Below are 21,339 nucleotides of genomic sequence, written 5' to 3' on the forward strand. Positions count from 1 at the left end.
AGAGGTGTCGTCATGGGATCCGACAAGGTGAAGTGCCCGCACTGCGGCAAGACCAACAACATCCCGGCAGCAGGGGAAGGAAAACCTCGCTGCGGCAACTGCCACGAGCCGCTGCCCTGGATCGCCGCGGCAGGAGACGGCGACTTCGCGGAGGTCGCCGAGAAGTCCTCGGTGCCTGTGCTCGTGGATCTGTGGGCGACGTGGTGCGGCCCGTGCCGCATGGTCAGCCCCGCGCTCGATCCGAGGCCGGGAACCATGTGCTCCGACTGGCGGACGGCGGGTCGGTGCACGCCCGGGCCGTTGTGCTCGCCGCCGGGGCGCGGTACCGCAAGTTGGCCGTTCAGGGGATCGAGGCGCTGGAAGGAACAAGCGTGTACTACGCCGCAACGCATCAGGAAGCACGGATATGCGGCACCGACCCGATAGCCATCGTCGGTGGCGGCAACTCCGCCGGCCAGGCCGCCGTCTTCCTCGCCGAGCACGTCTCACAGGTGCACCTGCTCATCCGCGGCGATGACCTCGGGAAGAGCATGTCCCGATACCTGGTCGACCAGATCGAACACCATCCGCGGGTCACCGTGCACCGGCACACCGAGATTCGTGCGGTCCACGGCGAGAAATACCTCGAAGCAATTGCAGTCGAGGACAATCGCACCGGCGACCAGGACACGATTCGGGTGCGCGCCCTGTTCGTCTTCATCGGGGCAGTACCGCACACCGGGTGGCTTGCCGACGCGATCGCACTCGACGACCACGGCTTCGTCCTCACCGGTGTGGACGCGATCCACGCACGAGCGGACGGCAGCCTGCCAATCAACGGCGGCCTGTCCAGGACGCTCGAAACCAGCCTGCCCGGCCTGTTCGCGGCGGGCGACATCCGCCGCGGTTCGGTGAAACGAGTCGCATCCGCCGTCGGTGAAGGAGCGATGGCCGTACGCCAAATCCATGAATACTTCGAAAGGAGCTGACGACATGCCAGTAATGGGCACCGTGAAATTCCAGCGGTTCTTCAGGGCAGCGGCCGGACTGCAGGTCGACCGGAACGATCTCAAGCGCTATACCGATTTCATCGACGACAAGATCTACGACGTGATCCTGATCGGGAAAGCCTCCGCGAAAGCAAACTTGCGCGACGTGATCGAACCGTGGGACCTGCCGATCACCAAGGGATTACAGGAGAGCATCCACCGGTTCGAAAAACTCGACGAGGAGATCGAACTTCAACCGCTGCTCGATCAGCTCACGGCCCGCCCGCCCTTGGACGTGGCCCTCTCCGAGGAGACAGAGCAACGACTGCCGCTGATCGCAGGAGGGTTGAGCGTAGCGCTGGCGCAAACCTTCGCCACGGTCGAACCGGACCGCAAGAACCCCGGCACAGCCCAATGGACAGTCGCCTTCGACATCTTCCACCTACTCCTGTGACTACCACCCGTCCCGGCGAACCAGTAGATCACCGGGACACCACACCGTGGTCGGGAATCACGAACCACGGCTATCGACACCACGCCAGACAGCGTGTCTGAGTTCGAATATGCCGTCCTGCTCCGGAAATGCCGGAGCGATTCAGCCGCGCTGAAATGCTCGTGGGTTCACCCCGGATGGTGGATACCGAGCTGGCGGGACCGAAGGTTCCGCTGGGAGGAGGTCCTCATGTCCCGCAAGCGCAAATCGTTTACGACCGATACACGGTCGAAGCCGCCACAGGGTGATCGATTCCGGCCACACCATCGCCGAAGTCGCCCACGACCTCGGATTAAGCAAGAACCTGCTCGGACAGTAGGTCGCCGACGAACGACGACGCATCGACGACGCCGCTACAGTCGGATAACAACCGCTCACTGCCGCGGAACGGACAGAACTGGCCAGGCTGCGCAAGCAGGTCTCCGAACAGGAGACATCGCATTCCTGAAAAGCGTCCTTACATTCAACCTGCCAACGCAACAGCCTCTTCCGCCACAAACTCCGCGGGCGCTCGGAACCCGAGGCACTTCCGTGGCCGGTTGTTGAGCCTGGCCGCGATGGCATCGAGGTCCGACTGGCTCAGATCCCCGAGATACATTCCTTTCGTAAGACACTGGCGTAAAAGCTTATTGGTGTTCTCATTCGTCCCGCGCTGCCAAGGACTACGCGGCGCTGCAAAGAAAATCTCGATACCCGTTGCTGCACTGAGCAGCTCGTGATCGGCCAATTCCATCCCCCGATCCCAGGTTAAACTCCGACACAATGCCGAATCCATTCGCCCGTATTCCCGCACCAGTACGGGCACCACCGAGGTGGTATGCCGACTGGGTGTCTGCACGATCGTCAAGTAGCGGTCCCTGCGATCTACCATGTCGCAACCTGACTGTTCTTCGAACCGATCACCAGATCACCTTCCATGTGTCCAGTCACGCTGCGATCCTCGGCATCGGCGGGTCGATCCTCGATCGAGCGTGCATCGATGACCTGCGACCTCCATTGCCCTTTAACAGTGCCGCTCATTCTTTCGGATCAGCCGCCATGTTCGTAGGCGCTTGCACAGCTACTGCGGAATCACATCCCACCGAGTAGTGTAGATCGAGCGGTAGATCGTCTCGTGGCTGATCGCCAACTCCTCGTCACCGCTGTGATGCAGTCTCAGATGCCCGACAATCTGCTCCGGCGACCACTCGTCTTCGAGTGCCTGAAGTAAAGCAAACGAACTCGGGAAAACTCGGGGTACAGGATTGAGCCGTCCCGCCGACGTGACATCCCCCAGATCATCGGCGGGAACCAGCATAGGGTGCACCGCTTTCCGTCTCACTGACCGACCTAGTTCTCGCGATCGACGAAGCCGCCGGCATTCTCCTGGACCATGCCCTACCCTCCAGCTTCCTCACCTGCACGTTCGACATCGATAACGAGCACCTGCGAGTAATTCTCGCCGCGACGACGGCACCGATCGACACCAGCACCACCTCGTTCCATTGGTTCGTCCTCCACAGGCTGGTCGACGACGTCGTTCTCGAACAGTTTCCCTCCACAGCCGCCGACGCACCCGATAACTCGGCAACGACGATCATCCTGACCAAGGCACTACAGCCAGGTTCGTGATGCCGTCCACGACGAGCAGCCCACAACTACACCCGAACCTCACACACGTAGGCCCGGCACACCACTGCGCCGCAGCCCTAGCGAGCACGCGGTGACCGCGAAGAAAAGCGTACCCCCGCCAAAGCGACACACACCGCGCCGAGTCCAGAGGTCGTCGCCGCCACCGAATTCCTGCTCGGCCAACCCGACGCCCGCGCGCTTCGGCGCCGCTACCTCGAACTGATCACCCGCACCACCAGCGCCTCCGGCAAGAGGACCACCGATTACGCCGCCGCCGAACGGTACCTCCTCACCACCGCGGCCAAGCTCCGACGGACACGCCCTAACCCGCCGCCGCCAACCACAAAACAACACCACCGCAGCGACCAGCGGATTACGCTCCGCCCCAACGGTATCCGGGACAGATCCACTCACGCAGGAGTGAAAGACCGCCTGAGAAAGAGAACCATCATCACCTACCGCGTGTACACCCCCACCCGCCGCGGCACCGCCGAACGATCGACCCGAACCCAGCTGGCACCCAACCAACTCAACGATCGATTGAGACCACCCGGTCCAAAACTAGGCCACCCAACCAAGATCTGACTCCTCAAGATCTCCCGTATCAGTTTCGGTCCTACCTGGGATGGACGGACGGCGCCACGGCACGACTCCGGCTTCGGGGCGCAGCAAGAGAAGGTCATCATTCAAATCTTTTGTCACGGTCGGACGGCCCTTGGCTCCACCCTTGAGGATCTGTCGTCGAGCTTCCTGACCGGCACCGTCGCTGTCGAGCAGGACTGAGCACGCAGGCTTGAACTGGTCTCGTCCGCGCGCCAGGTACAGCATGTAGGGCATCATCCGGAACCGAAACAACTCGACGGCCTCGTCGAGGCGGCCCGCTCACCCCGAACAGTTCGAGTCGAACAACATCTCCGTTTACTAATTGTCGTTCTGTTGCGCGGACGTTCGGGAAATGGCTGCGGGCACCGCTGGCGGTGACCATCCCGCGTTCGCGGTCGACTCCGCCGGCGAAAAGCGCCGCCACGGCAGCTCCGGCGAGATCGAGTTCCGAGCTCCCTTCGTGCACCGACGCAAATGCGGTGGCCAGGGCCGCATCTATTGTGCGACTCAGTTCACGGATCAACTCCACTTCCCGGCGGCTCTTCCGCATTCGCAGGAGCGCAAACATTCTTTCCGCGCTCCGTAGCTGGGCATGCGGAAGCGCGGCAGTCAGCTCTTCGTAATCTCTAGCGGGAATGTAGTCCGTTTCGACCCCAATGCTCCCGCTCTCCATACCCAGCTCACGAAGCATCTGAGCCATCACGGCCACCGCGTTCTGTTCGAACTCCTGCCACACGTAAGCATCGACGTCGGGAAGCCTGTGACGCACAGTGGTTTCTTCTATGTCGACACACAGCACTGCTGCTCGGCCGTCGGTGTTGACTGCCACGGCCGCGTGGCGCCACCGGAGCGGTTCCTGTGAGGGGACAGCAAAACCAGCCAGATACGCGAAATTCTCTGGAGATAACGCCAGTACGCCCGCCAGCCCACTTTCCGCACTGGCGTCCAACAGTCGCTCAATTACGTCTCGATTGAGATCTGCCATGATCAAGTCCTTTTCGGTATTCGCTACGCGGCCATGTGGGAACGCAATGGCTTCATAACTTGCTCGGCGAAGCGGGTCATGCTTGCAGCAGTTTCTTGAGGGGTTCCGGTGAATGAGCAAGACCATGAGTCCGCTCCAGCCGCGTGGGCCGCGGCGATTCTCTCGATCAACTCGGCAGGGGTGCCGATTGCAGCGAACTGCTGCACTGCCCAAGGTGGCACTACGATTTCAGGCCCGCCCCCCTCCACTGTGTCGATGAGTGTGTGCTCGAAACCGACGCGTTCGAGCACACTTTCGTGTGTCGTTGACATAAGATGTTTGGCGAACTGCACCGCGTGGTCGGGAATAGGCTGAGCTTCGTCGAGAACCTCCGTCACCTGCCAGGCGACGTAAGTTGGCATACCCTGCAGCGCTAGCCCTTCAACTGCGTGTCGGTGCGGAGCTCAGCGGCCGCGCACTCGTCGCCCTCGAGGTGACCGAATCGCGCTGGCAGCCAGGCATGAGCTGCCTCGCGGCCGGCAAGCGTCGCGACGTCGAGAGTTCGGAGACCGAGTGGCCGGGCGAGGCCGCGGCCGCGGCGTGAGGCTGTCTGACGCACGAGAACAGCGCGCTCAAAACCGAGAAACTGCTGAAGGCCTGCGAGCCACAGGAGCCGGTCAGGCTCGCCAGACTGGCCCTTGCCGCTCTTACACTCGAGTATCGAACGCGAGATCCGCAGACGTCCGTCGACGTCGACCGCGAGAACGTCTATATCGGTGAGAACATCACGTCCAGAATCCGCGTCGACGCGGATTGGCACACGCAGCCTGACCAGAGCACCGTCGTTGAACTCGGTACGGCCGACTCGACGTTCAAGGTCCGCGCCCGGGTCCGTTCCTCGACCACCCTTCTGCACCGGCCAGGCGCTTAGCTGACCGGGACGACACCGCTGAATCATCCGGCAGGTCGCCCCTAGGCGCCTCGACAGTGTCGCGCGTTCCTACTTGCGCCGTTCCTGTCTCTTCAGCTTCAGTGGTAATCGGTGTTGATCGCAAGTGTTGCTTGCCGACCGCTGTCGGTTCCTGGTCTGCCTTGGGTGAGGAGGCGATCGCACCTTCCGTGGTTTGGACCTCGTCGTTGATCGGTAGTTCGTCGTCAGACACCGAAAGCACCGCCTGAAGTTACGTCACGCAGCGCCGCAATGAGTCGCGCTTCCTCGTGGCCGTTAATTTCAGCCTCGGAGGCAATCTTGGCGCGTTCCCGCTCGACGTGACTGTAGGCCCGCTGGTTGCCCAAGCTCTGGAGGCTGCCCGCCTCGCCTCGGTTTCGGGACCCTCGGGAGTCGATGATCGACAGTGCGGACTCGGCAATGTCGGATTGGAGTAAAACCATTTTGAAGCTGCCGCTTCGGCCGCTCGGTACCACTTTGATCGTGCCTGCGGTCTCGAGCATCGGGTAGTCGGTCCCGATATTCGGTACGCCTCCGGCTTCGCCATCACGGATGAGCGTGTATAGGAACGCTCCTGGGCTGTGCAATTTCCAGGAGGCGAACGTGGAGGCGTAGATCATGCTGCCTACCAACTGGCGCACGTGCCCCGACGGATCTGTGGGAGCAACGCCGAACGCGTCACGCTTGAGATGCGGGCTGAAAAGGAAACCCTCCTCGGACCCGCCTCGTCAAACCATCAGATTTGCTGTCTGCGTAGGTTTTTCCGTTGTCGAAGGCTCGGGCCATGTACGGCAGAGTGTGGACCTGTGCCGCGCTACCGTTCGTGTCCGCGATGCTGTCGGCGATCGGTTTTAGCATACCGACCGGGATCGAGGGATCGGCATCTTCTGCGGTTTCCCAAGTTCCGGGGATGAACAGGTTGAAAGTCTTCGAGCATCCGTTTGATTGGGCGGACGCGATACCCGGCGACATCAAAGCGATGGAGGCTGCGACGACTGTTGCCGTCATCAGCATGCATACCGGACGGTGGATGGTCGAACCTAGGAACGGCATGAAAACCTTTCTCTACCAGCGAACACGATGTACCTGTCCACGCGCGAACAGGCCTGACGCGCCCGATTTCAGGTGAGGGCCGCTATGGTGCTGGACGTATTCACTCCGATCAACGCGCCCTGTGAAGAACTCAGCTGTGCGAGGGCCGGGTGATCCTGCGTCTAGCGCGCACGCCCGAGTCGCCGTTCCTGCGGGCTGAGGTGTCCAGTGGAGGCATGTCCGGTGGGCGTTCCCAGCAGCGCTGGGTAAAGATGGATGGGTGAATGCTCCAGCCGAACTGCCCGCCGACTACGCCCAGCTTCTCGACCATCTCAAGTCGCACGTTCGGCAAGCGCGAGTTCGCGCCACCCGAATCGTCAACACCGAACTGCTCAGCCTCTATTGGGATATAGGGCACGCGATCGTGCAGCGTCAAGAGGCCGAGGGCTGGGGTTCAAAGGTGATCGACAGGCTCGCCGTCGATCTTCGATCGGCCTTTCCCGACATGCGTGGGTTGTCGCGGACCAATCTGAAGTACATGCGGCAGATGGCGAGCATCTGGGGTCGCGATGCAATTGGCCAACAAGCTGTTGGCCAATTGCCGTGGGGTCATGTGACGGTATTGCTCGACAAACTCGATAACCAGTCCGACCGCGACTGGTATGCATCAACCGCTGCCGAGCACGGGTGGTCGCGCAATGTGCTGCAAAATCAGATCAACAGCGGTTTACGGCGCAGGATCGGTGCGGCGCCGTCGAATTTTCGGGACCATCTTCCGGCCGAGGATTCCGATCTCGCTCAACAGTTGGTGCGTGACCCGTACGTCTTCGATTTTCTCGACATCACCGAACGTGTCGCGGAGCGGGAGCTGGAGTCCGCGCTGATGCGTCGGCTGGAGCAGTTCCTCCTCGAACTGGGACACGGGTTCGCTTTTGTTGGGCGTCAGTACCATTTCGAGGTCGGTGATCAGGATTTCTACATCGACTTGCTGTTCTTCAACTGGGTGCAAGCGAGGTTCGTTGTCGTCGAGTTGAAGGTAGGCAGGTTTGAGCCGGAGTATGTCGGGAAGCTCGGCTTCTATGTTTCGTGGATCGACGACAACCTCCGCAACAAGGACATCCACGCACCGACTGTGGGAATCTTGCTCTGCGCCGGCCGCAACGACAACGTCGTCCGGTATTCACTTGCCGGGTCAACTGCACCCCTCGCCGTAGCCGACTACACCTATGAGACTCTGCCCTCCCAGGTTCGCGCTCTCGTTCCTACCGACGACGAGATCGCGGCAGCTGTGGAAGCCACGGTCTCCGAACTCGACTCCCATCTGCCTGCCAAACCGGACAACTCCGGCTGAGGGGCACCATTCGATTTCGAACCTGGGCGACGTATCCAGTGGTGCCAAGAGATCGATATCGGTGTTTCGCACGAGCGTCTGCGAACGAGATGCCCGGTCCTGCCCGGCGCGTCGAGAGGCAGGGCAGCTTTATGTCCAGTCGATGTGGACGGATTCGATGGAATCGAAGTGAAATCCGAAAGTGTCGCCGTACTGGTCGAATCCCTTGTTTTCGGGGTAGTCCATCGTGGCGTGACGTTCGAGGATCGCAACCACCCGGGCATGATCGTCGTCGGCCAAAGCCATGGCGAGTTCCCGTGTTTCGTCGAGACTGAAGGGGCTGTCGGAGTTCGCGAAGTCGAGGGTACGCACTCGGTAGTCGTAACCTTCTTCGGAGCCGTTGCGGACGGACACTCCCCCACGGACTCGGATGGTGGCCTTTTTGGGTTGTCCGTCGGGTCGCAGGACGCCGGCGCGGTCCATGATGTCGCGGGCTTTGACGTTCTTGAGCTTCTTTTTCGCGTCCGCACGTAGTTCGTTGGTTTCCCCGGAGCGGTAGCGAGAGACCGCTGATCGTGAACGGCCGATTTTCTTGGCGACAGCATCGATTCCGCCGAGGCGTTCGATGGCTGCTCGCCGTTGGGCGCGTTCGGTGACGTCGGGGTGTGGGATTCGTCCTTGCTGCGCCCAGCGGCGCAGTGTTCGGTCAGAGGGGGGCTTTCTTCCGGCGTCGATAGCTGCTTGCCGTAGGCCTTCTTTGCCGATTTCGGTACGGATCTGGCGTACGGAGACTTTGCTGGTGAGTCCAGCCAATCCCCCGCTTTTGACTGATTTCGATTTTTCGACACCACTGGTCGCTGCTGTCGAGACAGATACGTTGAGGCCGTCCAAGCCGACAGTTTTCTGTGCAGGTTTGGTTGATCGCGGTTTCGGAAGATGCAGGGCCACTATATGTTTCCTTCATCTTCGTCGGTGAACGCAGCTTTGAGTGCGAGGTTGATCTCGTGGGTGTCGCGTGCGTCGGTCAGCATGACAGTGATGTCCTCGTTGAGCGGGGCGTGCTTTTCCAGAGTCATTTTCCCGAGTGCGTCACTATCGTCTGCGATATCGATGCCCGGGGGCAGGGGGTAGACCCAGGAGTCGGTGACGGTGCGCAGTGGCCATCGGCCGGTTTCGCGCGCGATGCGCATCGCGACGCGGCGGCCTCGCCAGCGGCAGTGTGCGATGATCGCTGCTCGCCAGAGCGGTTGGTGGTGGTGTTGCATTTGTTTGGCGGTCCACATGTCGGGGTTGACCATTCGGCCGATGTAGCCCTTGTAGCAGGCGCCGATGAACCGTTTCATTGCTGTGTCGCCGGTGTCGACGGCAACTTTGCGGGCTTCTCTCAAGATTTTCGCCCACTTGTCGAGGGCCCGACCTTGTTCGGGGTAGACCCATGCTTCGGTGATGTCGAGGTCGTCGAGTTCTGCGCCGATTCCGCCATCTGCGATGGAGGTTTGCAGTGCGTCGAGGCTGACGGTGGTGATCCACGTTTGCACAGGTTGGTCGGCGAGCATGTGTGGGTGAGGCAACGGTAGAGCGGGTGGCAGTGCCAGCATGTCACCGGGTGGGAGGGTTACATGCCAGAGTCCGAACGGGGTTTTCGATTGCCGCGCAGCGTCGAGCGCGTTCTCGCCGCGAAGATGCCGAGGTTTTCCGTAGCCGAATTCGAGCATGCCAGCGGAAGCGAGGTATGCCGCTCGTTGGTCTATCGATACCAGTTGTGTTGCGTCGGAGAGTTCTTCGCTGCCCGGGATGCGGGTCCATCCGACTGCAGGTTCGAGATCTCCGCGGGGTTCGCCGTCCAGTGGTGGGACGGGTCCACCGACGGTGACGACGATTCCTTTACCGCTGCGGGTGCGGTCGCGTTTGATCTTGTCGACGATGGCGGCGCCGGTGCGTGCTGGGGTGGGGCCGGGTAGTACGCCGAGGTGTTGTGCGCACCAGGCGAGTCGGCGTCCCAGTTCCTGTGCAGCTGGCAGGTCGTCGTCGGGGAGGTAGGTTCCGGCGGTGGGTGATCCGAGGATCCCCATGTCTCCCACTCGATTGCCCCATCCGAAGTCCTTGTTCCAGTAGGTCCATACGTAGGGTTCGATGAAAATGTCGACCATGGACGTGAAGTTCCCGGTGGTGCGGGAGAGGTGAACGACGTGGCCGGGTTCTCCGCGGAGTTCCCATCCTGCGGTCAGCATCGGGGTCAGCGTGGCGTGGAGGATAGCTGTGAGTTCTTCGGCCGCGCGTGTGCGGAGGATTTCCATGTCGTCGACGTCGTCTTCGCTGCCTGGGTCGATGATCCATCCGAGCATTTCGCAGGCTTCGATTCCGACGATCCAGATCTGTGCCGGTGCGCCCAGCGGGGTGAGCGTTGCCCATCTGATGAGTTTGTCGAGTTTTTCGATGGAATCGACTGGGCCGGTGAGTGTATGGCCGGATGGTGTATAGGTGCCGGCTGCTGTGACAACGACGGCGTGGCCGTCTGCTGCCTCGCTGGCGGGAGGTAGGGCGGTGGGTTCGGTTGCGCCCCGTTCGGACGCCGGGGTGGGTTCGGGTTCCACGTCTTTGGAGCGCTTGTCCGGAGGGTCGACGATATCGTCGATGGCTGGGATCTCAGCGGCGTCGGAACTCGTTTCGAGAGAAGCGATGTCGTCAACGTCGAACAGTGCAGGCTGGTCTGGCTCGGGAATTTTGTCCGAACGGGTAGCGGATTCTGGTGTTTCGAGCTCGAATAGCGCGAACTGCTCCCTTTTCCTCAGCGCCATGCTGCATCCTTTCCGTTCACTGTCGTCCTCATTCGAGATCGAATGCGGCGCGCACGGCTATGGACAGTGATTCTTCTTGTGCTGGCAGAAGATAACCGATGACGTTGCCGAGTGCACTGACGGGAATGGTGGTGATGTGATCGCAACTGACCACCGCGTCGGCGGATAGTCCGTTCGCGGCACTGACGGACACCTCAGTGGACAGTCCTCGGATCTCGTCGGTGATGGGCGCTACCGTGACGGTCCCGAGGTGTGGACGGACCACCTGTCGGGTGAGTACGAGGACCGGGCGGACTGTGTCGAGGTCGGCTTCGTGAATTGGTCGCATCAGCTCAGGCCTGTTGACTGCGGATTGGCGGCGTGGTGAGCGAGAGAACTCAGGTCATGTTCGGATGTGGCGTTCGCGAGAATCTCCGCGTCACGTGCGGCGATCTGTCGGCGACGCTCGCGTTCGAGAGCGCGCAACACTACCGAGGCTCGCGAGGTGGCGCGCTGTTCTCTGATTTCGTCGTCGAGAAATGCCACGATCTCGTCCGGTAGTCGTACCGCGATCTGCGTGCTCATATGTCTATGGTACCGAAGTGGGATTCGTTTTGGTACCGCGATCGTGTGCGAGTTGAGGAACCGATCATTTCAACGGGAGGCAAGAGTCGATGAAGTGCTCAGAGGCCCTAGTGCGGCACCCCTTCCCACGGTCCCGTCGATGGTCACGTCTTCACGTCGGCGCGGCGCGGATCGCTATTGCTGAAAGATTCGGCGTGAGACAAAGCCTTCGAGGATTCGACGCTCGATGCCTGGCACGTTGTGGCCCCTCTCGACGACGCGACTGCCTCGCTAGCGTCGAGGAATTAGCAGTACACCGTGTACACGGTTGGCGACGTCACCGCGAGGATTGAGTTCGGCCCCCTCCCCCACCCACGATCTCGCCAGCGCGAACTACATATCTGAGATCAGATACGCGTTCACTAAATCGTCAATCCGCGACGTGAAATCTCCAGGGTCGCCGAGCACCTGTATGACTTGAATCGCACCGATGAATCCCGCGCACAGATTCTCAGCCAGGCGCTGGGCGGCGGAGGCGGGGAGCTGTCCGTCTGCGATCGCGGTATCGACGACTCGGCTGACGAGTTCCACCCACTTGCGGAATGCGGGTCGGGCAGTATCGAGACCTGCTTCTGTGGTGAGCCTGAGGCCTGCTCGGGCCAGGTCATCGTCAGCGATTAGCGCCGCCGAACCGCTAAAGAATGCAGCCAACTGCTCGATCGCCGGTATTGCTGATTCGTCGGTTGATTGTCGGGTTTGGCGGAGCGCGGTCAACCAGTGGTTGATGAGTTCTCGCGCGATCGCTTCCTTGGAGTCGAAGTGGAAGTACACCGCTCCTTTCGTGGAGGCAGCCTCCGCGATGATGTCGTTCAACGAGGTGGCGGCATACCCATCGATTGAGAAGGAGCGTGCAGCTGCCTTGAGGATCTTTGCCTTCGTGTCGTGCGCTCGTTGTTGTCGGGGTCGTTGGCGTTGGTCGGGTGGAACGATCAGATGGAGTCGGTCGTCTGGGTCAGTCAATGCGGGTTCCTTACCTGCAGTCGGTGGGGATTTCGCGGGCGCCGTCCCCCTCCATGATGGCGTGTTTCCTGCCCCTTGGAGACTGTGGCATTGCTGAGTTGCGGCGCTAGTCACGCTGTAGGGACGAGTTGGTCGGCGAACTGGGCGTCGGAGGCTCGCACGTCGATGAGCGGGGGATTCTCGAAGCCGGCCGCTCGGGCCGCGGTGTCGAATTTTTCGTACCGGCGCCACGACGTCGATGTTGCAACAGGAGGGTTGGATGTCTGAGCGATCATCTCCCAGGTGAGAGTTGGGTCTGCGAGCTTGCGTCGTGCGGTGTCCTTGACAGCGTCGGGTAGGCCCGATGTGGCAATGAACCACTCCAGTTCGGCGTGCGCCTCGTCGTTCGACGATTCCGGATCGACTGAGGAGCTCGTCTGTTCGGAGGGGCTCGAATGCGGAGCGCTTTCCGGCGCGTGATGCGTTTCCACGATGCCCAGAGAAGGCTGGAATCCCTCAGCTGTTTCGTTGCGCATGACGCGTCTTTGCGTAGCGACAATGCCCACGCCTGCAGCGGCATTGTCGATCTCGATCTTGTAGTCGGAATACGCGATACCCGTTGCTTTGATCAGGATCCCCAGTCCATGGGTGAAGGCGAGTACCAGCACCGGCGGAATGATCGCGATCATGGCAGCAACAGCAGGGTCGAGAGGCATGTAGCCGATACTCTGACCTGCCGCAACGGCCTGTTGCGCACCCGTTGCAGAGTGGAACGCATGGTAGGCGTTCCCAAGGATGCTGATCGCGACCACTGCAACAGCCACGGCAACGTAGAAGTACTTGTCGCGCCGATGCATCTTCAGTTTGCTCAGAATGACGATGGCTACGGTTGATCCGAAGATTGCACTGTCAACGATGACGGGAAAGATCCATGCGAGGTTTTCGGGGATGGTTCCTTGGCGCGCGAGGTCCCGCTGGACCGCGAAGGAGAGGACGAATGCGCCTGCGGTGATCCCGATCGCGATGAAAATCGCGATGAGAAGTGCGGCGATCAGTGCTCCAAGCTGGATCCGCGCGGCGCGCAGACTAAAATCACGCATGATCGGGTTTTCCTTCCTACAAGGGGTGTTCTCGGTCTGGAGTCCCGCTGGTTGCCGCCGGCGGGACTCCTCTGGTTTCGGAAGATTTCTTCTGGTTGCACTCCTTGCGTTTCGTCCGTTTTGCGCGCGGTGAAGGTTGACAGCGATTTCTAACGGTCGTATCCGAGAGTCGACTGATGCTTTTTGCGTCGCACTCAGAACACGTCGGGGATGTCGTTCCAGCGGCGTGCCTGTTGATCTCAGAGGGACGTGGGGTGGTCTGCAATTTTGCGTGAGAATTGCGTGACTGCAGCGAATTGTTCACGCAATTTGCTCCAGGGTTTGCGCTGCCAAGGCTTCCAAGTTCTACAGAACGGACTGTCAGCAGATGAGAGGTACATGGCATTGCACGCCCCAGCAAGGACTCCCACTCCGGGCGGGTTCGCATGTGCCCGCCCCCGCCGGCTGACCACTCGAAATACTGAAATCTGTGGAATGCTTCTCGGGTGCAAACCCATTCAGCGGGCGCGCTAAGCGCCGGTGCGTAGGTCTTCCCGCCGAAGTACAAGATGCCCTTGCCCGTGACGGAAATTCACAACCAGGACAATCCTTGGAGTGCATGCACGCAGTGCATGCCGTGCACGCAGTGTCCTACAGTCCTCTGGCCTTCAAGTATTCGTCCAGCGCAGCCTCGGTCATCGACGCCTCGCTGATTTCGCGATCGCCTGTCTCGTACCGCAACTTGTCGACACCGCGCCGGAGGCGATCCTTGGTGGAAGGTTTGATGCGCGTGTTGTGGGTCATCGACAGCTTCTCTTCCTCGTCCTTGCGGCCGCTGAGGTCCACTGAAGGCGACGATGGCGCAGGTGCAGGTGTCGCAGGGGTCGTGTCTCCCCTAGGCGGACGTTCCGGGATGAGTTCAGCCGGGTGAGTCTTACGAATGGCAGGTTCCCGCTTCACGCTCATGCCGGTGCTCCGATCACGATGGGCAACTCAGCGAGCAAGTCGCTGTATGCAAGTTGCAGTGTCAAAGCCTTTCCGCCCTTGAACTGGTGAATCGGAGTGCGATTCGAATGCGCATCCTGACGAGCCGCGAGTTCCGGGATCGACGTCTTGGCGACGAGAGCTCCGTACGTCTCCCGTAACTCGCTCTCTCGGAACTCATGTTCGCCAGTGGAGCGTTTACGACTGATCACGATCTTGTCGAACGCCAGCTTGGGGTTTGCGCGTTTACGAACGGTGTCGATCGTCTCTTCGAGCTTCTGAACACCACCGACGCTGTCGATTGTGGGTTCGGTGATCGCGACAACGCCATCTGCTGCGATGAGAACCGCGAACAGCACCTTGCCCATATTGGGAGGGCAGTCGAACAGCACGGCGTCATACGGAGAAAGGTCGAGCCCTTCGAACGCAACGTCTAGGCGAAACACCAGGTCGTTCGACCCATCCGATTCGATTTTTCCGAGTTCTTCGTCCGCTGGAATGAGGTCGACGCCATCCCATGGAGTAGCAATGATCGCCTCCGCTGCAATGCCTTCCCTGGTCTGGTTCATGAGGTGGTAGGCCGTCATCATGCCCTCTTCGAGCGTGACGCCGAGGCCGCCGGTCGTATTGCCCTGCTGGTCCATATCGACGACGAGTACTTTTCCGCCGACCGCGGTGATGGCGCTGGCAAGCCCGAGCGTGGAGGCCGTCTTGCCTACGCCACCCTTCTGGTTGCCGAGTGCGATTTTGCGTGGCTGCATTGCGGACCTTTCATCGAGGGCGTTGACGCTTGCGGGGCGTGCATTGCGTGTAAATCACGCACGGCATGCAATAGGGGCATTGCTTGCCGTGTGCGCAGTCCACGCCGTACGTGGATCGCATGCATACTGTGCGTCACATGCGATCTGAGCACCGCATGCATTGCATGCTGCAGCTGCTCTGCCCGCTAGACACGCACACTGTGCATTACGTGCGCGCGTAGCATAACACGCATGTAATGCATGTCGTTCAAGCCTTGCACTCTGTGCGTGTCGTGCATTTCATGCATGCTTGGCGTTACGCGCAAACCATGCTGGCAATGCGATTCGTGCAAGCTGTGCGCGTAATGCGTGCGTTGCTAGACACGCTCGTATTGCAAGACACGCTTGCATATCATGCAACGCATTCCGCGCACAGCTTGCACCCCTCGCAGTCCTCGCTCCGCGTGCCACGCGTGCCATGCGTGCTCAAGTAGCCATGCACTCACCGCACGCATCACATGCCTACCATGCAATGCATGCATGCAGTGCGTACGGCATTGTGCATGGAGAACTCGCAGCGCATGCACCGCGTGGGCTGCATGGTTTGCACGTGCTGCACGTATTGCATGCACTGCATGCGCCCGCAAAAGCGCTGTTCACAGCACTAACTGGTCTCGAACGAATCAAAAAATCCGCCACGAAGATCAGACATCGAGGCAAAGGTTCGACCGACCGAGAGCAGATTGACTGTCGTGATCGCCCGACCACCACATGTAGCAGGCACCGAATCGAACCAGGAGGCAGATAGTTCGCAGCGAGATTGTCGAGGAGATCGACCTGAAACTCCTGGAATGCCAACTGGCTCGAAGCACGAAATCAGGGGGATTCGACAATTCCGGTGTGGACAGCACGGATTGTTCAGCAGTCGCCGAGCGACCATATCCAGCCAGTTCGTACCCAGGCCATCATTTCGAGGCCAGCGGGAACGGGCTGCCACTTCAGAAAATCTCTGATACTGCCCTGCGGAAGCAGGTCGACAGATGCACATGCTGCCAGTCGAAACCAGAACATACTTCATCTCATCGGACTCGGAAGGCCGAGACCCGCACGAGGGCACACAATGAACCGCGAGACGTGCACTGAAAGTGGCTTCCGGCACGCGGCGAGGAGGGGCGAACGACCACACTGAATCCCCATTTTGGGTGGACGGAGGGAACACCTCGTCTAGTGACGAGTTGCAACTACAGCAGATTTCATTGGCCAAACGACGTGTTCACCTGACTCGCGAAGAGTGTTTTCCGAGACATCCCAGGTACTCCGGACCCGTGCACAATCGAAATTTCCGCACGAAATGCGCGTCGAGTGTGTGACTCCGGAGGTACGAGCCAAACGACATACCGAGATCCGAATGGGGCCGAGGTTCGGTCGACGTGTGGGCATCAAAGCGAATCCAAGCAGGCATGGACTTATCGTCACAGTGACGAAATCAGGTAGGGGCTACGGTGGGGATGATCAGCACTGTGAGGGCCGATTTCACTGCTTCACGAGCAGAATTTTCGCATGCGGGCACTCGCACCCAGCGTCGCGCAGTTCGGTACAACCAAACACGCGTGTCCATTCGACGGGGTGGGGGAGTGGCGGCGATCAAGACCCAAGTCAAGTGTCTGTGAGGATCCCGTGCAGGACGCCTACTCTGCCGTGTCGGCGGATACGAACGTCACAAGGTGGCCGACGGTTGCCCGCAACAGTAGTGCCTTACATGCAATGCATGCCTTGCAACGCACGCATTGCGTGTATGGCACGCGCGACCAGAATGCCTCGCAACGCGTGCGTCACATGCAGTGATCGCAAGGCCATTCTTCCGCGCAAAATAGCCTCTACCTGCGAAAATCAAATTTCAGGATCAGACGCACCGCAGCATTGCGGGACGCACGACAGGGCGACACGTCCTCAGGCGTGCGAACGTGTCGGCATCCGGGACGGCAGTTTTCGACGTGACTATGCGCCCCGACGGCCACTATTCAATGGTTTGGGCGGGTTCAGTCCTTCGAAAGCGGGGGTCGAGTGCAATGCATAGACCCAAATACCGTCCTCCTGATTCTCAGTGCACGATCAACCACCTCACGCGTATTCAGACCAGGGCAAGCAGGGCTTTATCCAAGCGCAATCCTTCTCGCCAGCACTCGTTGCCCACCATGCGGCGCGATTCTGGACGTGCACTGCAGCCTTGGATTGGACGGCCTCAATGCTGAAGTTTGCTCAGGTGCGCACGAATGCTGGCGAGACTCCTCGCGCGGTGGTCCGGGTCCGCTGCCATTTTCGTGCGGTGTACGTGTGAGTTTTCGAGTAGTTGTTGTTCCCTCTTTCTCGCCAGGTCGGCCGACCTACGCTGTTCGCTGGGGGATTCTCTCGTCCAGTCGATGCCGTCGAGCCTTCGTCTGAGGTAGCCCAACGGCGAACCCAGGCTTGATCTCGTTGGCCAGATCCACCCCCGGTCTGCTGTGTCACGGGAGAGCGTCAGTGCGATGTCACGGCCGGTCCACCGAGTCGTATCGATTTTGACATCGCGGAGAAGATCGCAGATCACCCCGATATGTCCGGGTGGTCTGAGGGCCGGAGCATGGTTGACGAGTTCAGCCGCAGTCCTTTGAAGTGCCAGAGGCCGCGGTGTCCGAGCGCTGCTTCGTTTTTTCGATGTCGGCCGAGTTCGCGCGTGTACGCGTTGGTGAGTTCTTCCTAACGGAAGAACTTCAGAAGATAAAAAACCAACACTAGATAGGGTGTCAGCTCCTATCGACCCTGGTCGACCGGTGTTGGGCGGGTTGACTCGGTTGAGGCCGTCCCCCGAGAGCTCCGAACCCTGCGGCGGGGAGCCCTCTCAGAGGCACGAGACGGCCGTGTCTTGGCGACCTTTCGAGGTGGTGTCGTTGCTACGACTGTTCGAGGAGAAGACAGTGACCATGTCGATGCAGCGCGGTGCTGTTGACCCCCGTGGTGGGCCTCAGCAGCGAGAAATTCCAGGGTTTTGAGGTTTCGCCCCCGGACGTGTTCGATGCCCATTCCAAGAGCGATGAGCACTCTCCTGGCGCGGTTGACCGAGGATTCGCTGACTTTGGCCCGGGCAGCGATTGTCGACTTGGCTGCGCAGACCCCGCGGCCTGTGTGGGATTCGGCGAAATGTGCGTGAGCTTGTGCCACGACGTAAGCCTTGTCGGGCCTGATCAGGTTGCGCGCGCACAATGCCTTGCCGGCCGGAGTGGTGGTGTGGTGCCGGAACTGGCGGAGCCATTCCCTGCGTGACGTCCAGACCGGAACGCGTGCTTGTTCTTTTGGTTCGACGGGGAGGGACCAAGAGCGCCCACGCTGGTCAGTGCGCTCGTTGAGTTGTCGTGCGGCGGCTTCGATACGAGCCACACGTGCGAGCGCGTCGTCGACTGCTGCTTGCCATTCGTCGACTTCTGTCGATTGAGGGACAGCGGATTGGGTGCCGATGCGCGACACGCCGACGGTTGGTGATATGGAATGAGTTGGGGTGTATTCAGGGTATGCGCTACCCTGAGACATACCTGCCATAGGTAAGTCCCTTCCAGGGGATGCAGTACGAGCAGAGAAAGCGCCAACTTTCGAAGCTCACCTCTCGAGAATGTTTCGAGAACGGATGTCGGAGAACCTGCCAGTTCTCAGTCGACGTCAAGGACCTGCCAGTCCTATTTCGCCGCGATGCGGTCCGCTCCCAATCACCCCTTCGGGGGCCTTTGTACTTTTCAAGAGGTCTGCGCTGTTTAGTTAGGTATCGGGGTACTTCGCTCGCTGCCGGCTAGGGGCGCCCTCCCTCTCTGCGGATCCGCTGTACGCGCGTTGCGGCCGCGGTCGTTCGAGAGGTCTGTTCGATCCGGCGGCCGCACATCGGTACCGCTATGGGTAGGGTGCTGGCCTGCTCGGAGGGGACATTCGGTACGCAGAAGTGTGATCCTGGCGTCGCGAAAGCTGAAATGTGATCTGGACGTGCCAGAAATGACACCGAGAACACGTCCGCGGGTATGGCGGAATTGCGTTTCTGCGATATCATCGAGTAAGCACCGCCTCTTCCTTTCGAGGTAGTGGTGGTCACCGCCTCTTCCTTCTCTGGGTTAGTGGTGGTCAGGAAGCTGGGAAGCTTCCACAACCGCATAAACGGACAGCCCCCGATGCCGCCAAGCCCTGGGGGTTGTTCGCTGTCTAGGGATAGTTCATGCGCCGACCGCAAGCTGCTCGATGCGACGCAACGATCCGGCCGCTTCGACTTCGAGAAGTCTTAGCTGCTCCGGATGCAGCTTGTCGCTGATGTAGTCCGGTATGTCCAGTCCGTGTGTGATGGCCAGTATGAGCACGGAGTAGTCCCCAGCAGGGATTCCGAGTTCGGCGGCCCGATCCTCGTACACCTTGTGCTGCTTGAGGGGAGCACGAGTCGCGATGTGTCCGCGAGGTCCCTTGTTGTGCTGTGCCATGAGGAAAGACTAGAACCAATCTGTAACTGATACGGGTAGGCGCGCTTGTTCGGTGTGTCGCGTGTGGTTGATGTTGCCATGGAGTTCTGTGGGATTTTTCGGCGGCCCGCGTCACGGGCCGCCGCCGGCCCGTCCAGCGACGAGCCCGATGGGGTGTTACTAAGGCTTCACCGAAGGCGGATCCTGGGTGTGTCGGCGCCGGCTCGTTCGAAGGCGTTCTCGTGTCGGAGTCGGTTCGAAACTTGAGGAGCGGATGGAGATGCTTAGCGCTCATGCTCTGAAATGCCGGGTGCAATCATGTGTGATTGAACGAGGGGGAGGGGTGGGGCAGCCCACGCGTGAGCTGCTGCCTCCGCAGCGCACTGTCGTGTGACGAGGAGAGGAACTTGTGGACAGTGGACGGGGGGGGGGGAGGGTCATCGGAAGGATCCGGAAAGGAAAACTCGATGTGGCCTCTTGTCGAATGCGTCTCGAACGGGGAGAACTTTACGTTTCGTGTTCGCGGGCGAGTCGTGACGGGACTTCGGTTGGCGCGAGGTTCATCTGCGTGCAATGCCGCGGTTAATGCTCTTCATCGCAGTTACGCAAAGGATTTCGTTCGGCAGGTGGGGCAGCAAAGTCGCGTGTTGTTCGACTTCCGCCAGTGCAATGTTCGGGTCGACATATCGGGAGAGAAGTGCACTTGCGTTCGAACGGGTGCTGTGTGTTTCGTCAACATGTGTTCCTCGGGGTCAATGGCTCCACAGTGCCAAGAGTTCGGCCCGAAGGCTGGGGGAGCGAACATAGTGGTTAGACCTCAGTTGTGCGCTGGGATGCCCAACGTCGGCGAGACGCTTTTCGACGTCCGCAGCAGGAAGCGGCACTAGATCGTTGCGAACGCGGAGAAAGCAGTGAAATTGGCTGGGGGAGAGGGGCATTCTTTCCTGATTGGATATCACGGCAGCGGGTGGCAGTAGCAATTCGTCATCCATGGAGACGCGAATGACGACGTCCCCGCGTGCAATGCTGCATGGCTTTTCGATTGTGAGCGTTTCGAGTCGGTATCTCGCTGTCGGATCGACCGAAAGCTCCTTCATTGAAGGCTTTTTCACAGGTGGGGTGCGCGTGTGAGGATGGCTCTCGTGGCGCCTGATGAATACTCTGTTGGTCGGAGTTGGAAGAAAGTCGTTGTCGAGGTTCTGAATTCGTCCTGCGATGCCGGGGATGGGTACGGCTCGCCCGGTTGCCCATTCGCGTTCAGCGTTGTCGATGAATGTCTGGTCTACGGTGGTGGTTTCGTCGATGTTGTTGATGAATGCGCGACTGTCGGCGACCACTTGAGGGTCATCGGAAATGATGACCGCCTCATGGGAGAATATGGAGTTTTCGGAAGCATTCGCCGAGCCGATTACAGCTCGTTGGTTCGTCACGATGACCTTGGCGTGCAATGCTGACGACGAGAGGATGCGAACGCCCTTGCTGAGGTAGTGCGAAAGAACGACAGGTGAAGTGGCGTGGGCGCGGATCGCCGCGGTTGAAGCATTGACGACCAGAAGGTCTCCACTGCGAAGTGGAAGTAGTTCAGGCGCAAGGTGTCCAAGGTAGGGGACAGCGGCATAGCGTGGGCCTCGCGTGCGGATTGCGCGAGTGATGTGTGGCCACGGGTTCGGTCCGTGGAAGCTGGTCCCCATAACCTAGAACGGTAGCGCGAATCGGGCCCGATTTATGGCGCCTGAGTGAAGTTGCTGTTGTTCTGCGTCACCTCCGAAGCAGAAGCATC

19 protein-coding genes and 2 pseudogenes are annotated in these 21,339 nt (G+C 60.2%); 4 read left to right on the forward strand and 17 right to left on the reverse strand.

Annotated elements, in window-relative coordinates; genetic code table 11:
- Positions 1-12: 12 nt before the first annotated feature.
- From EHW12_RS33760 to EHW12_RS33770, 3 genes and pseudogenes are all read left to right on the forward strand, one after another.
- A pseudogene (locus EHW12_RS33760) lies at positions 13-240 on the forward strand (thioredoxin domain-containing protein); the annotation flags it as partial.
- Positions 240-968: pseudogene (locus EHW12_RS33765) on the forward strand (NAD(P)/FAD-dependent oxidoreductase); the annotation flags it as partial. The pseudogenes EHW12_RS33760 and EHW12_RS33765, both read left to right, overlap by 1 nt.
- A gap of 13 nt (positions 969-981) precedes the next feature.
- Positions 982-1,422, forward strand: a complete 441-nt coding sequence (locus EHW12_RS33770; protein WP_024487875.1) for a DUF1931 family protein — start codon at positions 982-984, stop codon at positions 1,420-1,422.
- 502 nt (positions 1,423-1,924) lie between these two features.
- Here the strand turns inward: EHW12_RS33770 and EHW12_RS35730 are convergent.
- The 7 genes from EHW12_RS35730 to EHW12_RS33800 all read right to left on the reverse strand — a co-directional run bounded on the left by EHW12_RS35730 (position 1,925) and on the right by EHW12_RS33800 (position 6,602).
- On the reverse strand, positions 1,925-2,332 hold the full coding sequence (locus tag EHW12_RS35730; RefSeq protein ID WP_050794007.1) for an IS30 family transposase: 408 nt from the start codon (positions 2,330-2,332) through the stop codon (positions 1,925-1,927).
- Positions 2,333-2,521: 189 nt separating this feature from the next.
- Positions 2,522-2,758: a hypothetical protein gene (locus EHW12_RS35735; RefSeq protein WP_241199244.1), complete on the reverse strand. Its 237-nt coding sequence runs from the start codon at positions 2,756-2,758 to the stop codon at positions 2,522-2,524.
- Between the two features lie 353 nt (positions 2,759-3,111).
- On the reverse strand, positions 3,112-3,486 hold the full coding sequence (locus tag EHW12_RS33780) for a hypothetical protein (RefSeq protein WP_125053516.1): 375 nt from the start codon (positions 3,484-3,486) through the stop codon (positions 3,112-3,114).
- Between the two features lie 268 nt (positions 3,487-3,754).
- Positions 3,755-4,660 carry an aminopeptidase P family N-terminal domain-containing protein gene (locus EHW12_RS33785; RefSeq protein WP_164490682.1) on the reverse strand — a complete coding sequence of 302 codons (906 nt, stop codon included), beginning with the start codon at positions 4,658-4,660 and terminating at the stop codon, positions 3,755-3,757.
- Positions 4,661-5,072: 412 nt separating this feature from the next.
- Entirely contained in the window at positions 5,073-5,555 is a 483-nt protein-coding gene (locus EHW12_RS33790) for a hypothetical protein (protein WP_064445157.1), read from the reverse strand.
- 239 nt (positions 5,556-5,794) lie between these two features.
- Positions 5,795-6,208, reverse strand: coding sequence for a hypothetical protein (locus tag EHW12_RS33795; protein ID WP_003941273.1), 414 nt, complete (start codon positions 6,206-6,208; stop codon positions 5,795-5,797).
- Positions 6,209-6,266: 58 nt separating this feature from the next.
- Positions 6,267-6,602: a hypothetical protein gene (locus EHW12_RS33800; RefSeq protein ID WP_241199245.1), complete on the reverse strand. Its 336-nt coding sequence runs from the start codon at positions 6,600-6,602 to the stop codon at positions 6,267-6,269.
- A gap of 298 nt (positions 6,603-6,900) precedes the next feature.
- On the opposite strand from EHW12_RS33800, the gene EHW12_RS33805 reads away from it, so the two are divergent.
- Positions 6,901-7,971 (forward strand): PDDEXK nuclease domain-containing protein, encoded by a 1,071-nt coding sequence (locus EHW12_RS33805; RefSeq protein ID WP_125053520.1) that lies wholly within the window; start codon positions 6,901-6,903, stop codon positions 7,969-7,971.
- 129 nt (positions 7,972-8,100) lie between these two features.
- On the opposite strand, the gene EHW12_RS33810 is transcribed toward EHW12_RS33805, so the two are convergent.
- From EHW12_RS33810 to EHW12_RS33855, 10 genes are all read right to left on the reverse strand, one after another.
- Positions 8,101-8,898, reverse strand: coding sequence for a hypothetical protein (locus tag EHW12_RS33810; protein WP_125053522.1), 798 nt, complete (start codon positions 8,896-8,898; stop codon positions 8,101-8,103).
- Positions 8,898-10,748 carry a hypothetical protein gene (locus EHW12_RS33815; protein ID WP_125053524.1) on the reverse strand — a complete coding sequence of 617 codons (1,851 nt, stop codon included), beginning with the start codon at positions 10,746-10,748 and terminating at the stop codon, positions 8,898-8,900. The genes EHW12_RS33810 and EHW12_RS33815 overlap by 1 nt, the downstream gene beginning before the upstream one ends.
- Before the next feature lie 28 nt (positions 10,749-10,776).
- Positions 10,777-11,076 (reverse strand): type II toxin-antitoxin system PemK/MazF family toxin, encoded by a 300-nt coding sequence (locus EHW12_RS33820; protein WP_064444974.1) that lies wholly within the window; start codon positions 11,074-11,076, stop codon positions 10,777-10,779.
- Positions 11,076-11,312, reverse strand: a complete 237-nt coding sequence (locus EHW12_RS33825; RefSeq protein WP_042445813.1) for a YlcI/YnfO family protein — start codon at positions 11,310-11,312, stop codon at positions 11,076-11,078. The genes EHW12_RS33820 and EHW12_RS33825 overlap by 1 nt, the downstream gene beginning before the upstream one ends.
- A gap of 372 nt (positions 11,313-11,684) precedes the next feature.
- On the reverse strand, positions 11,685-12,425 hold the full coding sequence (locus tag EHW12_RS36010; RefSeq protein WP_082920770.1) for a TetR/AcrR family transcriptional regulator: 741 nt from the start codon (positions 12,423-12,425) through the stop codon (positions 11,685-11,687).
- The gene (locus EHW12_RS33835; RefSeq protein ID WP_064444976.1) at positions 12,422-13,390 is read right to left on the reverse strand and encodes a DUF2637 domain-containing protein; all 969 of its coding nucleotides are present in this window, start codon (positions 13,388-13,390) and stop codon (positions 12,422-12,424) included. The genes EHW12_RS36010 and EHW12_RS33835 overlap by 4 nt, the downstream gene beginning before the upstream one ends.
- Before the next feature lie 630 nt (positions 13,391-14,020).
- A complete protein-coding gene (locus EHW12_RS35745; RefSeq protein ID WP_232354273.1) occupies positions 14,021-14,215 on the reverse strand; it encodes a hypothetical protein in 195 nt (64 codons plus the stop codon).
- A gap of 116 nt (positions 14,216-14,331) precedes the next feature.
- Entirely contained in the window at positions 14,332-15,114 is a 783-nt protein-coding gene (locus EHW12_RS33845) for a ParA family protein (RefSeq protein ID WP_029256883.1), read from the reverse strand.
- A 4,208-nt stretch (positions 15,115-19,322) separates the two neighbouring features.
- On the reverse strand, positions 19,323-19,580 hold the full coding sequence (locus tag EHW12_RS33850; RefSeq protein WP_029256882.1) for a hypothetical protein: 258 nt from the start codon (positions 19,578-19,580) through the stop codon (positions 19,323-19,325).
- A gap of 731 nt (positions 19,581-20,311) precedes the next feature.
- Positions 20,312-21,250, reverse strand: coding sequence for a phospholipase D family protein (locus EHW12_RS33855; protein ID WP_064444978.1), 939 nt, complete (start codon positions 21,248-21,250; stop codon positions 20,312-20,314).
- Between the last annotated feature and the right edge of the window lie 89 nt (positions 21,251-21,339).

The organism is Rhodococcus sp. NJ-530 (assembly GCF_003860625.1).
GTDB classification, from domain to species: Bacteria; Actinomycetota; Actinomycetes; order Mycobacteriales; family Mycobacteriaceae; genus Rhodococcus_F; species Rhodococcus_F qingshengii.